8 protein-coding genes are annotated in these 13,864 nt (G+C 72.8%); 4 read left to right on the top strand and 4 right to left on the bottom strand.

Annotated elements, in window-relative coordinates:
• Positions 1 to 37: 37 nt before the first annotated feature.
• Positions 38 to 1,852: a hypothetical protein gene (locus tag ACIPJY_RS04175; RefSeq protein ID WP_400459070.1), complete on the bottom strand. Its 1,815-nt coding sequence runs from the start codon at positions 1,850 to 1,852 to the stop codon at positions 38 to 40.
• A 186-nt stretch (positions 1,853 to 2,038) separates the two neighbouring features.
• On the opposite strand from ACIPJY_RS04175, the gene ACIPJY_RS04170 reads away from it, so the two are divergent.
• Both ACIPJY_RS04170 and ACIPJY_RS04165 read left to right on the top strand, forming a co-directional pair.
• Positions 2,039 to 3,778 carry a hypothetical protein gene (locus ACIPJY_RS04170; protein WP_400459072.1) on the top strand — a complete coding sequence of 580 codons (1,740 nt, stop codon included), beginning with the start codon at positions 2,039 to 2,041 and terminating at the stop codon, positions 3,776 to 3,778.
• Entirely contained in the window at positions 3,775 to 4,782 is a 1,008-nt protein-coding gene (locus ACIPJY_RS04165; protein WP_400459075.1) for a tetratricopeptide repeat protein, read from the top strand. The genes ACIPJY_RS04170 and ACIPJY_RS04165 overlap by 4 nt, the downstream gene beginning before the upstream one ends.
• Positions 4,783 to 4,985: 203 nt before the next feature.
• Here the strand turns inward: ACIPJY_RS04165 and glgB are convergent, their stop codons facing one another.
• The 3 genes from glgB to ACIPJY_RS04150 form a co-directional block, all read right to left on the bottom strand.
• Entirely contained in the window at positions 4,986 to 7,172 is a 2,187-nt protein-coding gene (gene glgB / locus ACIPJY_RS04160) for a 1,4-alpha-glucan branching protein GlgB (RefSeq protein ID WP_400460856.1), read from the bottom strand.
• A gap of 521 nt (positions 7,173 to 7,693) precedes the next feature.
• Complete coding sequence (locus ACIPJY_RS04155) at positions 7,694 to 9,694, bottom strand: maltotransferase domain-containing protein (protein WP_400459078.1); 2,001 nt, start codon at positions 9,692 to 9,694, stop codon at positions 7,694 to 7,696.
• A 290-nt stretch (positions 9,695 to 9,984) separates the two neighbouring features.
• Complete coding sequence (locus ACIPJY_RS04150) at positions 9,985 to 12,042, bottom strand: glycogen debranching protein (RefSeq protein WP_400459081.1); 2,058 nt, start codon at positions 12,040 to 12,042, stop codon at positions 9,985 to 9,987.
• A 57-nt stretch (positions 12,043 to 12,099) separates the two neighbouring features.
• Between ACIPJY_RS04150 and ACIPJY_RS04145 the strand changes: the two genes are divergently transcribed.
• Positions 12,100 to 13,263 (top strand): cysteine desulfurase family protein, encoded by a 1,164-nt coding sequence (locus tag ACIPJY_RS04145; protein ID WP_400459084.1) that lies wholly within the window; start codon positions 12,100 to 12,102, stop codon positions 13,261 to 13,263.
• Between the two features lie 51 nt (positions 13,264 to 13,314).
• Positions 13,315 to 13,806 (top strand): GNAT family N-acetyltransferase, encoded by a 492-nt coding sequence (locus tag ACIPJY_RS04140; protein ID WP_400459087.1) that lies wholly within the window; start codon positions 13,315 to 13,317, stop codon positions 13,804 to 13,806.
• Positions 13,807 to 13,864: the final 58 nt, after the last annotated feature.

Raw genomic sequence — 13,864 nt, 5'->3', positions numbered from 1 at the left:
TGGAGGCTCGGGCACGGCCTCCGGACCGGGTCGCGTCTCAGGAGTTGGTGGCGTCCGCGCCGGCCGGGGACTCGTCGACGACGCCGGCGGCGTGCGACAGCACGCCCCGCAGGTTCTCGAGGTACCCGGCGACCGCTTCGCGCTCGGTCCGGATCGCCGCGAGGCGGTCCTCTGCCTCGGCGATCTGCGCGGCCGTGCGCTCCTCTGCTTCGGCGACGATGCGGTGCGCGCGCTCGTTCGCCTGGTGGAGGAGGGTCCGGGCGTGTTCCTCGGCGTCGGCGGTGCTGGTGCGCTCGAGGTCGTCGGCCTCTTGCTGGAGCCGCTCCGCGCGCTCCCGGGCCTCGGTGGCGCGGCGGGTGGCCTCTGCGAGCTGCAGGTTCGCCTCGTCGAGGTACTTCTGCGTCTCGGTGACGGTCTCGTGGTGCTTCTGGAGGTACTCCTGCTCGGCGTCGTCGCGGCGGCCGGCCAGCTCGGACTCGAGGGTCGTCCGGGCCTCGTCGCGCTCACGGGCGATCTCGGCGCGGACCTCGTCGCGCTCCTTCGCGAGGTCGGCACGCGCGGTGTCGATCTCCTGACGGAGGGCGGTGCGCTCGGCTTCGAGGGCGCCGAGCTCGTTGCTCCGGCGGTCGGCGATCTCGGTGTCGACCTCGGCGTGCTCGCGTTCCCGACGGGCGGCGAGCTCGGCGTCGTGGTCCTGTGCCGCGCGCTCGGCCGCGGCGAGGGCCTCCGCGCGCTCCCGCTCGATGCGCGTGCGGTGCTCGTCGGTCTCGCGGGCGATCCGGTCGGCGGTCTCCTGCACGAGGCGCTCGTTCTCGGCGGCGGTCTGCTCGGCGTCGACGCGGAGCTGGGCGCGAGCCGCCTCGATCTCCTGCGCCAGGGCTGCCCTGGAGGAGGCGAGCTCGCGGTCCCACCCGGCGCGGGCGGCGGCGAGTTCCTCGTCGAGGACGCGCCTGCGGTCGGCGAGCTCGGCGTCGAGTTCGGCGCGACGGCCGTCGACCTCGGCGGCGAGGTCGGCACGGCCCGTCGCGATCTCGAGCTCCAGGGCGCGGCTGCGTTCGGCGTGCTCGTGCTCCCACGCGGCGCGGCCGTCGGTGATCTCCCGCTCGAGTGATTCACGGCGGGTGCGCTCGTCGCGGTCGAGGTCCTCGACGCGGCGGGCGTGGTCGGCGTCGAACACGCTGCGGCGGTGCTCGGTCTCGCGGTCGAGGTCCGCGGCGGCGGCTCGCGCGTCGGCCGCTTCTCGCTGGGCGAGCTCGCGGAGTTCGGCGACCTCGTGCTCGACGCCGGCGCGCAGGGCGTTGGTCTCGCGGATCGCGACCGAACGGGTCTCGGCGGCTTCGGTCACGGCGGCACCCCGGATGGCGGCGGCTTCGTTCCGGGCGTCCTGCGTGAGCATGCCGGCCTCGGCACGGGCGCGTTCGACGGTGTCGGCGGACTCGGCGCGGGCGCGGGCCAGTTCGTTCGTGGCGCGGGTGCGGGCGTCCTCGAGGGTCTCGCGGGCTTCCTCGGCGGCTTCACGGACGGTGCGGTCGGCCTCGGCGCGGCTGGAGGCGCGCAGGCGCTGCGCGTCGATGTCGGCCTGACTGATCAGCCGGGTGGACTGTTCCTCGGCGACGCGGAGGGTGGACTCCAGGCGCGTGCCGAGTCCGCTGTACGTCGGGGTGCCCGCCTCGTCGAGCTCGCCCTGCATCTCGGCGACGCGCGTCTGCAGGAGGCGGATCTCCTTCGCGGCCTCGGCTCGGTCGTTGTTCGACTTGATCAGCTCGCGACGGAGGTCGTTCAGAGCGCGGTCCACGTCGTCCTTGCGGTACCCCCGCATCTCGGTCCCGAACTCTGCCTCGTCGTTCGCCACGTGTCGCTCCCGCTGCTCCTCCGGACGACTCGGTGCCGCCCGCGCGTCGAGTGTAGTGGTGCCGCTGGGGCCGCGTCTGAGCCTGTGGACAGTGGGCCGGGATGCGCCATCCAGCGTGTCTCGCGTATCCTGGGCCGTTGATTCGCGCGCCGATTCCCCCACCCCGGCGCGGAGGGAGAGAGATCCGTGCGATTCGTCCTGGCGATCGTCGCCTTCGTCATCGGGTTGCTGCTCGTCGGCCTCGGTGTGGCACAGCGGACCGTGTTCGCCCCACCGTCCTCCATCGTCGCGCAGACGTCCACGACCACGAAGGCGCCGGTGACCGTCATCCCGGGCACCGTCCTCAACGCGAACCCCGGGTACCAGCGGATCAACGTCGCCGGTTCCGGCACGGTGTTCGCGGCCTACGGCAAGACCTCCGACGTGCGTGCCTGGATCGGTGACGCCGAGCACGCCACGCTCCGCTACGACGCCGACACGTCGAAGCTCGTCGCGAAGACGACCGGCAGCGCGTCGAGCGTCCCGGACCCGAAGGGCAGCGACCTCTGGTACCAGGAGTACGACGGTGCCGGGCAGTTCACCGTGCGGCTCCCCGCCGACACCTCGGTGATCATCGTCGGCGACGGGAAGTCCGCAGCGCCCTCCGACGTCTCCGTGACCTGGCCGCGTGACACCGCGACCCCGTCAGTCGGCCCGCTGATGACCGCCGGCGGCATCTTCGTCCTCGGTGGCATCGCGCTGCTCATCTGGGCGTTCCTGCACCAGCGTCGCTCCCGCGGGCCGCGGCGTCGCAGCGGAGGGACCCGTCCGCCGCGCGTCCGGGCATCCCGCCGCGCCGCCGCCGCCGGCGCCCAGGTGCCGTCGCGGTCCCGCCGTGGCCGCCGGTCGATGGTCGCCGTCCCCGTGGTGCTCGTCGGTGCCCTGGCCCTGACCGGCTGCTCCTCGGAGTACTGGCCGCAGGGTGGTGGCGCATCGGCCACGCCGACGCCGACGGCATCCGCGACCGGGGCCGCCGAGCAGACCGAGCCCACCGCGGCCACCCGCCAGCAGATCAGCCGCGTGGTGAGCCGCGTGGCCGACGTCGCGACGAAGGCGGACGCCGACCGTGACGCCACCCTCGCCGAGACCCGCTTCACCGGGCCGGCGCTCGAGCTGCGCAAGGCCAACTACGCGATCCGTGCGAAGGACACCGACGTCGACGCGCCGCCGGCGATCTCGGCGTCGGACATCTCGGTCTCGCTGCCGCAGCAGACCGACACCTGGCCCCGCACGGTGTTCGTCGTGGCGTCGGACCCGGACGACGCGAAGACCGCGCCGCAGGCCCTGACGCTCGTGCAGGAGTCGGCACGCGACGACTACAAGGTCATGTACGACGTCTCCCTCGAGGCCGACGCCAAGCTGCCGTCCGTCGCCCCCGTGTCGATCGGCACGGCGCAGCTCGCACCGGACACGAAGCTCCTCGCGCTCGCACCCGACCAGGTCGCGACCGCCTACGGCGACATCCTCTCCAAGGACTCCGACAGCGAGTACGCGGACCTCTTCCAGTCCGACGGCGACGACCTGCGCGCGAAGATCGGCAAGGAGTACAAGGACAAGAAGTCCGCGTCGCTGCCGGACACCGCGAAGATCGAGTACTCGTCCGAGTCGCCCGACGGCACCGCGGTGGCGCTCGCGACGAACGGTGCCGGCGCCCTGGTCTCGGTGAACCTGAACGAGATCGAGAAGGTCACGCCGACCGCGTCCGGCGCCGAGGTGAACACCGAGGGGGCCGTGAAGGCCCTGTCCGGTGTCGACTCCAGCAAGAAGGGCGTGAGCGCCACCTACGGCGTCCAGCTGCTCTTCTCCGTGCCGGCCGTCGGGTCGGACGACAAGATAGTCCTGCTCGGGTTCACGCAGGGCCTGACCGCAGCGAGTGAGGTGCAATGACGAACGTCCCCCCGACCCCGTCCGGACTCCGCGGAGCCGTCGACCTGTCATCCCTGGTCGACCGTGCCCAACGACCGGCAGCACAGCAGCAGCCCGGCGGCCCGGGCGCGTCCGGCGGCGTCCCGTCGGGCGTCCCGGGCTCCGAGACCGGCGCGGACCTCACCGTCCCGTCGCTCGTCGTCGACATCACCGACGACACCTTCCAGGACGTCCTGCAGCTCTCCACCGTCGTCCCCGTCATCGTGGACATCTGGGCGGAGTGGTGCGGGCCGTGCAAGCAGCTCTCGCCGATCCTCGAGCAGCTCACCGAGGAGTACGCGGGGCGCATCGTGCTCGCCAAGGTCGACGCGGACACCAACCCGCAGCTCGTCCAGGCGTTCCAGGCGCAGTCGATCCCGACCGTCGCCGCGCTCATCGGCGGCCGTCCGCTCGGACTCTTCGTCGGTGCGCTCCCCGAGGCGCAGGTCCGTGACGTCTACGAGCAGGTGCTCCAGGCCGCCGAGCAGAACGGTATCTCCGGTCGCGTGACCGTGGACGGCGCTGCTGCCCCGGCCGAGGGCGCCGAGCAGGGCGAGCCCGAGCCGGAGCCCCTGCCGCCGCACCACCAGGCCGCGTACGACGCGATCGAGCAGGGCGACTACGCCACCGCGATCCAGGAGTACAAGACCGCGATCGCGCAGGACCCGCACGACCAGATGGCCGTCGCGGGGCTGGCGCAGGTCTCGCTGCTCGACCGGTTGAACGGCCGCACGGCGGACGAGATCCGCAGTGCGGCGGGGAACGCGCCCTCGGACGTCGGCGCGCAGCTCGCGGTCGCCGACCTGGACATCAGCGGCGGGCACGTCGAGGACGCCTTCGGGCGGCTGCTCGACCTGGTCCCGACGGTGTTCGGCGAGGACCGCGAGGCACTGCGTGTCCGGCTCGTCGAGTACTTCGAGCTCATCGGTGCGGAGGACCCGCGCGTCGTGGCGGCACGCCGCCGGCTGGCGAACGCCCTGTACTGAGCGCGCGCGGCGCCGCGCGCGGCGCCGCCTGGCTCGCGTGGCGCCGCCGGGTTCCCGAGACGCCGCCGATCCCGGCGGCGTCTCGGCGCTTCGGGGGTGTCTCGCGTGGTGGGGGCCGCCACACGCGCCAACGTGACCCCACGACGGACGGGAGGCCCGGTGCCAGCTGGCACCGGGCCTCCCGTCCGTCCATGTGGTCGCGTCTAGCGCGTCAGCTTCAGCCAGACCGCGCCGAGCGGCGGCACCACCAGGTGCGCCGACGCCGGGCGTCCCGCCCAGGGGGTGTCCTCGGCGGTGACGACGCCGAGGTTGCCGACACCGGACCCGCCGTACTCGGCGGCATCGGTGTTGAGGACCTCCTGCCACTGCCCGGCGACCGGCAGCCCGAAGCGCCGCTCCACCGGGACACCGGAGAAGTTCACGAACACCGCGAGCCGCTCGTCCCCGGTCTTCCGCAGGAAGCCGATCGTGGAGTGCGGGGCGTCACCGCCCTCGATCCACTCGAACCCGTCGGCGGTGGAGTCGTGCGTCCAGAGCGCCGGGGTGTCCTTGTACACCCGGTTCAGCGCGGCGACGAGGTCCTGCACGCCACGGTGCCCCGGGTCGTCGAGGTGCCACCAGTCGAGGCCGCGCGCCTCGGACCACTCCGAGATCTGCGCGAACTCCTGTCCCATGAACAGCAGCTGCTTGCCGGGGTGTGCCCACATGAACGCCAGGTACGCCCGGACGTTCGCGAGCTTCTGCCACTCGTCGCCGGGCATCTTGCCGTAGAGCGACCCCTTGCCGTGCACGACCTCGTCGTGGCTGATCGGCAGCGTGAACTGCTCGCTGAACGCGTAGACGAACGAGAACGTGAGCTCGTCGTGGTGGTAGCTCCGGTACACGGGCTCACGCTCGATGTACTGCAGCGAGTCGTGCATCCACCCCATGTTCCACTTCTGCCCGAAGCCGAGGCCGCCGGCGCTCGTGGGCTGGGTGACGCCCGGCCACGAGGTGCTCTCCTCGGCGATCATCACGATGCCGGGGTAGCGCTTGTAGGCGGTGGCGTTCGTCTCCTGCAGGAACGAGATCGCCTCGAGGTACTCGCGACCGCCGTGGATGTTCGGCAGCCAGTCGGTGCGGGAGTAGTCGAGGTACAGGATCGAGGCGACGGCGTCCACCCGGAGGCCGTCGATGTGGAACTCCTCCATCCAGTACAGCGCGTTCGCGACCAGGAAGTTCCGCACCTGCGGCTGCCCGAAGTCGAACACGTAGGTGCCCCAGTCGAGCTGCTCGCCGCGGCGGGGGTCCGGGTGCTCGAACAGGGCGTGCCCGTCGAACTTCGCCAGTGCCCACTCGTCCTTCGGGAAGTGTCCGGGGACCCAGTCCATGATCACGCCGATGCCCGCGGAGTGCAGCCGGTCGATCAGGTACCGGAGGTCGTCGGGGGAGCCGAAGCGGGCCGTCGGGGCGTAGTACCCGGTGACCTGGTAGCCCCACGATCCGCCGAACGGGTGCTCGGCGAGCGGCAGGAACTCGATGTGCGTGAAGCCGAGGAACTGCACGTGCCCGATCAGCTGGTCGGCGACCTCGCGGTAGCTCAGCCCGGGGCGCCACGAGCCGAGGTGCACCTCGTAGACGCTCATCGGCCGGTCGTGCGTGGTCGTCTTCGCGCGGTGGTCCATCCATGCCCGGTCGCCGTCCGACCACTCGTAGTCGGAGCTGGTGATCACGGAGGCGGTGAGCGGGGGGACCTCGGTGCGGCGGGCGAACGGGTCGGCCCGCTCGACCCAGCCGCCGTCGGTGAGGATCTGGAACTTGTACCGCTGGCCCTCGAGCGCGCCGGGCCAGAACAGCTCCCAGACGCCGAGGTCGCTCAGGCGGCGCATCGCGGTCGTGCGCCCCTCCCAGCCCTCGAAGTCGCCGATCACGCGGACGGCGGTGGCGCGGGGTGCCCAGACCGAGAACGCCACGCCGTCGACACCGTCCATCGTGCGGACGTGGGCGCCGAGGTGGTGCCAGAGCTGCTCGTCGCGGCCCTCGCCGAAGAGGTGCAGGTCGAGGTCGCCGAGCGTCGGCGGGAACCGGTACGCGTCGTCGGTCGTCCACGTGGCGTCGTCGGTGTCCGTCGTCTCGTCGTAGTCGTAGTCCGCCTCGACCCGGTACCGGCCGAGCGTCTCAGCGGTGGTACCGGCCCAGAGGCCGTCGCCCTCGTGGGTCAGCTCGATGTCGTCGCCGTCCAGGCGGACCAGGCGCACGGCGTGCGCGAGGTGTCGGACCACGCGGATGCTCGTGCCGCCGTCGACGGCGTGCGGGCCGAGGACGTCGTGCGGCTGGGACCAGCGGCCCTCGGCCACGGCCTGGCGCAGCCAGTCCTCGAGGGGGGCGGGCCGCGGAGCCGTGCCGGCCACGCCCGCGTCGGGTGCGGTCGTACCCGCGTCGGGTCCGGTCGCATCCGTGTCGGACTCCGGCGCGGCCGTGTCGGCCCCGGCAGTGATGGTGGTCGCGCCGGAGGCCCGGGTCGTCTCCGCGGGCACGCCGCGGTCGTCCGGTGCCTCGCTGACGTGCCGCGGGTGCGCTGCGTCGGGGGAGTGCCCCGCCAGCGTGGCTGACTCCTCGACGCCGCGGTCCGGGGCCTCGCGGCGCGGCAGGCGTGCCCCGGGGAGGTCCTCTCCGGGTGCGGAGGTCCGCGGCTCAGTCCGGGGTGCCGGCTGCGGTGCGCGGGACGGCACCGGGCTGGGAACAGGTGTGCTGGGAGCAGGCGCGCTGGGAGCAGGCGCGCTGGGGACGGGCGCGGCCGGGCGTGCGGCCACCGGCGGGGGCGGCGGTTGCACGGCGGGTGTGCTCGGAGGCGGCGGCTGGACCGGTGGCACGCTCGGCCCCTGTCCGCGGTCCCGGGGTGTGGTCCGGTCGGCCTCGTTCGGGTCGGTGGTCATCGGTGCGGTCCTTCCACGACGAGCAGGTGCACTGGCTCTTGGAATGCGTCCAGGCGGACGTAGTTCGACGATCCCCACACCCACCGGGCACCCGTCACGACGTCCCGCACGTCGAACTGCTGCTCGGGATCGAGCCCCAGCGCGCTCAGGTCGAGGTGCACGGTCGCCTCACGGGCGGAGTGGGGGTCGACGTTCGCGACGACGATCACGGTGTCGTCGCGGCCCGAGCGGATGAACCGCCCGGGGAGGTGCTTGGAGTACACGACGATGGCGTCGTCGTCGCTCTCGTGCACGTGCAGGTTCCGGAGCTGCCGCAGCGCGGGGTGCGCGGAGCGGAGCCGGTTCAGCATCGTGACGTACGGTGCCAGGCTGGCTCCCTCGGCCTCAGCGAGGGCGAAGTCGCGCGGCTTGTGCTCGTACTTCTCGTTGTCGATGTTCTCCTCGGAGCCCGGTCGTGCGACGTCCTCGAAGAGCTCGTACCCGGAGTACATGCCCCATGTCGGCGCACCCGTCGCGGCGAGCGCCGCCCGCACCTTGTAGCCGGCACGGCCGCCGAACTGCAGGTACTCCGTGAGGATGTCCGGCGTGTTCACGAACAGGTTGGGGCGGAGGTAGTCGCTGGTCTCGTGGGCGAGTTCGTCGAAGTAGTCCGCGATCTCGTCCTTGGTGTTGCGCCACGTGAAGTACGAGTACGACTGCTGGAAGCCGGCCTCGGCGAGCGCCCGCATCATCGCCGGACGCGTGAACGCCTCGGCGAGGAACACCGTGTCCGGGTGCTCGTCGCGGATCTCGCGGATGACGCGCTCCCAGAACCAGAGCGGCTTGGTGTGCGGGTTGTCGACGCGGAAGATCCGGATGCCGAGGTCGATCCAGTGCCGGAGGACCCGCTCGACCTCGGTGACGAGGCCTTCCGGGTCGGAGTCGAACTGGATCGGGTAGATGTCCTGGTACCGCTTCGGCGGGTTCTCCGCCGTGGCGATGGACCCGTCGGCGCGGGTGGTGAACCACTCCGGGTGTTCGGTGACCCAGGGGTGGTCGGGGGAGCACTGCAGCGCGAAGTCGAGCGCGACTTCCATCCCGGTGTTCTTCGCCGTCTCGACGAAGTCGCGGAAGTCGTCCTCGGTGCCGAGGTCGGGGTGGATCGCGTCGTGGCCGCCCTCGGCCGAGCCGATCGCCCACGGGCTGCCCGGGTCGTTCGGGCCCGCGTCCAGCGTGTTGTTCGGGCCCTTGCGGGCGGTGTGCCCGATCGGGTGGATCGGCGGCAGGTAGACGACGTCGAAGCCCATCCGTGCCACACCGGGCAGCCGGCGCGCCGCGGTCCGGAAGTCGCCGCTCTTCCACGAGCCGTCCGGGTTCCGCTTCGCGCCTTCGCTGCGGGGGAAGAACTCGTACCAGGCGCCGACGCCGGCGCGGGTGCGCTCGACGTCGAGCAGCTGCACGGGCGAGTGGGTGCGGAGCGAGGTCAGCGGTGCTTCCTCGACCTCGGCGGCGATGCGGGGGTCGTCGACCGCGGCGAGGCGTTCGGCCGGGTCGAGGTCGGTGTCCCGGACGCGCGCGGCGGCACGGGTGGCCGCGGGGGAGTCGGTCTCGGTGGCGAGGCGGTCGAGCAGGACCGCGCCGTCGAGCAGCGTGGCCTCGGTGTCCACGCCGGCCGCGATCTTCAGGCGGGCGCCGTGCAGCCAGGTGTCCCAGTCGTCTGCGTAGGCCTCGACGTGCCAGGCCCAGACGCCCACGTGGTCGACCTGCACAGTGGCCTGGTAGCGGTCCGTGCCGGCTGCAACGAGCGTCAGCGGCACGGTCCTCGTGCCGCCGTCCGGTCGCTCGAGGACGAGGTCGGCGCCGATCACGCCGTGTCCTTCTCGGAAGACGGTTGCGCCGAACGTGATCACCTCGCCGTCGAACGCCTTGCCCGGGAAGCCGTTCGGCGTCCTCGGGGCGAGTTCGGTGATCGGGATGCGCCCGATCTTCGGACGCCGGGGTCGGTCTGCGGTGGCCACGGACCCGACGCTACCCGGCAGCGCCCTCCGTGTTCCCCGGAATGCCGCGAGACACCCCGAACTGCTCGAGACACCGCCGGGCCGTCCGGGCCCGTGGCGCCGCTCGCCAGCCGAGACGCCGCACACTCCCCGAGACACCGCCGAACTCCGCGGCGTCTCGGGGACAGGGCGGCGTCTTGCGGCGGGAGCGGCGCCTCGGCAACTCGGGGGCGCCACCCGCCACCCGCCACCCGCCGCACGCGCCACCACCCGCCCGCCGCGCCGCCACCCGCACGCGCCACCCCGCCGCGTCAGAGCACGTCGAACACGTGGATGCCCGGGCCGTACGCGGTGAACACCGTGCCGGCCGGCCGGTGCCGGTCGTGGTCGCGGTGCTTCTCGCTCGACCACGCCAAGCGGTACGCGAGCACGTCGTCCCGCACCGGCAGCGTCAGGTCCCGGGTCCGGCCGCTGCCGTGCACCACGACGAGCACCCGGTCGTACGGCTCGTGCTCCGGCGTCGACTCCACGTACCACTGCACCGCGCGGTGGATCGGCTGGTCCCACCACTCGCCCGTCATCGGGCCGCCGTCCGGCCCGTACCAGGTCATCCGCGACGCGCTCGGCGTGCTCTGCCCGTCGACACCGAACCGGTACGGCCGGAGCGCCGGGTGCGCCGACCGCAGCGCCGTCAGGGCCGCGACGGTCTCCGTCATCGCCTCGGCGTCCTCGTCGTCGGACCAGTCGACCGGGGTGAGGTCCTCGGACACCACGTAGGCGTTGTTGTTGCCGTTCTGCGTGCGACTGCGCTCGTCGCCCGCGGTGAGCATCGGGACCCCCGCGGACAGGAACAGCGTGCCGAGCAGGTTCCGCATCGAGCGCCCGCGAGCCGCACGCACCCCGCGGTCCTCGGTCTCGCCCTCGACGCCGTGGTTGAACGAGCGGTTGTCGTTCGAGCCGTCGCGGTCGTCCTCGCCGTTCGCCGCGTTGTGCTTGGTGTCGTACGCCGTCAGGTCGTGCAGCGTGAACCCGTCGTGCGCGGTCACGAAGTTCACGCCGGCGAGCGGCCCTCGTGGCACACCGAACAGGCTCCGCGACCCGGTCAGTGCACCGGCGAGCGGCCCGATCCCGGATCCGGGAACCCCGGAGCGGCGCTCCTGCGCGATGTCGGTGAGCCAGAACTGCCGGACGGTGTTCCGGAAGCCGTCGTTCCACTCGCTCGTGCTGGTCCCGTCGCCGGAGCCGCCGAAGGCCCCGGTGCGCCAGCCGTCCGGCCCGACGTCCCACGGCTCGGCGATGACCAGGACGTCCTGCAGGTCCGGGTCGTGCCGGATGCGCTCGAGCACCGGGTGCGACGGGTCGAACACGTGGGACGCATCGCGCGCGAGTGCCGCCATCAGGTCGAAGCGGAAGCCGTCGACCTGCACCTCGCGCGCCCAGTACCGCAGGCTGTCGAGGACCAGGTCCGCGGTGGCTTCCACCGAGGTGTCGAGCGTGTTCCCGCACCCGGTGGTGTCGTAGTACGTGTCGTCGGACGACCAGCGGTACCGGTTCGCGCCGTCGATCCCGCGGAGCGAGGACGTCGGCCCGCCGAGGCCCTCTTCGGCGGTGTGGTTGTAGACCACGTCGAGGACGACCTGGATGCCGGCCTCGTGCAGCAGCCGGACCATCCCCTTGAACTCCCGGAGCACCCCGTCCGCACCCTGTGCGCGGGCACCGGCGGACGCGTGTCCGGCGTGCGGCGCGAAGAACCCGAGGGTGTTGTACCCCCACGCGTTCTCCCGCCCGGCGTCCTGCAGCCAGCGCTCGGTGTCGAACGCGTGCACCGGCAGGAGCTCGAGCGTCGTGACGCCGATGCGCTGCAGGTGCGCGATGGTGCTCTCGTGCGCGACGCCGGCGTAGGTGCCGCGGAGGTGCTCGGGGACGGCGTGGTTCGCCGCGGTCAGCGTGCGCACGTTCGCCTCGTACACGACGGCACGGTCCAGGGGGACGACGGGCTTGACCGAGTCGCCCCAGTCGAAGGCGTCGTCCACGACCACGCTGGTCCACCGGGCTGCCCCGCCGGCAGCATCCGACGAGGAAGAACGGACGATCCCTCGTGCGTACGGGTCCAGCAGCGGTCGCGTCGGGTCGAAGTCGTGGCGTCCACCCGTCGGCCCGTCGACGAGCAGGTGGTACGTGTCCCCGGGACGGACGCCCTCGAGGGACCCCGTCCAGACGTCGGTCTCCGGCAGCCGCTCGAGCGTCACGGACCCGCGTCCGTCGACGACGAGTGTCGCCGAAGTCGCGGTGGCCGATCGCATCGCGAAGCGCGCGGCACCGTCGCCGAGCCGGAGGCCCTGGTCGATGTCGATCGCGATCTCGTGCATCCGACAAGGGTACGAGGACCCGCGGGTATCCTGAAAACGCTCGAAAAGGGGGCACCCATGCCGGTCTACCTCGACCACGCCGCCACCACACCGATCCTGCCCGAGGCGCTCGCCGCGTTCACCGATGCCCTGGCGACCGTCGGCAACCCCTCGTCCATCCACAGCGCCGGCCAGCGCGCGAAGATGCTGCTCGAGGACGGCCGCGCCCGCGTCGCCGCCTCGCTCGACGCCGAACCCGTCGAGGTCGTGTTCACCTCCGGGGGCACCGAGAGCATCAACCTCGCGATCAAGGGCCTGTTCTGGGCCCGCCAGCAGGACCGGCCCAGGCCCCGGATCGTGGTCGCCGCGGGGGAGCACCACGCCACGGTCGACACCGTCGACTGGCTGGAGCGCCACGACGGCGCCGTCGTCGACGTGGTCCCGTTGGACGCGGACGGTCGCGTCGACCTGGCCGGTCTGGAGGCTCGGCTCGCCGCCGCCTCGGACGTCGCCCTGGTCACGTTCCTCTGGGCCAACAACGAGGTCGGGACCATCCAGCCGGTCACCCGGATCGTGGAGCTGGCGCACGCCGCCGGTGTTCCCGTGCACGCGGACGCGGTCGCCGCCTACGGGCAGGTCCCGGTGTCCTTCCGCGACTCCGGGCTCGATGCCCTCAGCGTCTCCGCGCACAAGATCGGCGGTCCGGTCGGGATCGGTGCGCTCGTCCTCGGCCGGCGTGCGACCGTCGAGCCGCTCATCCACGGCGGTGGGCAGCAGCGACAGGTCCGGAGCGGCACGCAGGACGCCCCGGCGGCGATCGCGTTCGGCGTCGCCGCGTCCGCACCGCACGCATCCGTGCGCGCGCTCCGGGACCGACTGGTGGCCGGGGTACTCCAGGCGGTGCCGTCCGCGGTGCTCCGCGGCGACCCGGTCGACCGACTGCCGGGCAACGCGCACTTCACGTTCCCCGGCTGCGAGGGCGACTCGCTCCTGTTCCTGCTCGACGCCGCCGGGGTCGCGGTGTCGACGGGTTCCGCGTGCCAGGCCGGTGTCCCCGAGGCGTCGCACGTCCTGCTCGCGATGGGGCTGTCCGATGACGAGGCCCGCGGCGCGCTCCGCATCACCCTCGGGCACACCTCGACGGACGCCGACGTCGACGCGTTCCTGGCGGCGCTGCCGGACGCCGTCGCGCGTGCGAGCGCGGCGGGCATGGCGTCCCGGGAACCGCAGCTCGGCCGCTAGACCATCGCGCACCGGGCCGTCTCCCTGTGATACTCGAACATGCTCGAGTTGGTGCGACCGCACGCAGGGGCCCACGCGGCGTGGACGGAGGCCCACGACGAGTGGGGGCCGGGCCTGCACGAGGACGGCTTCGGGATCACCGCGCACGACGACGTCGGCACCGAGGCCGGCTTCGTCCGGTGGGTGGACCGACTGAACGCCGGCCCGGGCGCGCTCTGGTGGATCGCCGAGGACGGGCGGGTCCTCGGCGGCATCGCGCTCCGCTCCTCGGGTGACGACAGCGTGCCGCGGCTGGGTCACGTCGGGTACGGGATCCGTCCGTCGGCCCGCGGTCGCGGCGTCGCGACGTGGGCGCTGGGCCAGGTGCTCTCGCACGCATCGCGGATCGGCATCGACCCCGTGCTCGCGGTGTGCCGTGACGACAACGTCGGCTCGATCGCGATGCTGGAGCACTACTCCGCGACGCTCGTGTCGACCGAGCGCCGGGGGACCGTGCGGCTGCGGCACTACGCGATCGCCCGGTCGCACAAGCGTCCCGGGTAGCGACCGCGCCGCCCGCCTCCGGAGTAGCGTCACCGGCGTCGTCCCGGGCGGGACGGAC

This window comes from Curtobacterium sp. NPDC090223 (assembly GCF_044746585.1).
Taxonomy (GTDB): Bacteria; Actinomycetota; Actinomycetes; order Actinomycetales; family Microbacteriaceae; genus Curtobacterium.
The sequence above is the reverse complement of the archived record's forward strand: the minus strand, read 5'-3'. Positions and strand labels throughout refer to the sequence as shown.

Excerpts from the sequence above, each read along its gene's own strand:
- ACIPJY_RS04165 (WP_400459075.1), top strand. The coding sequence starts at position 3,775 with ATGACGAACGTCCCCCCGACCCCGTCCGGACTCCGCGGAGCCGTCGAC.
- ACIPJY_RS04150 (WP_400459081.1), bottom strand. The coding sequence starts at position 12,042 with ATGCACGAGATCGCGATCGACATCGACCAGGGCCTCCGGCTCGGCGAC.
- ACIPJY_RS04145 (WP_400459084.1), top strand. The coding sequence starts at position 12,100 with ATGCCGGTCTACCTCGACCACGCCGCCACCACACCGATCCTGCCCGAG.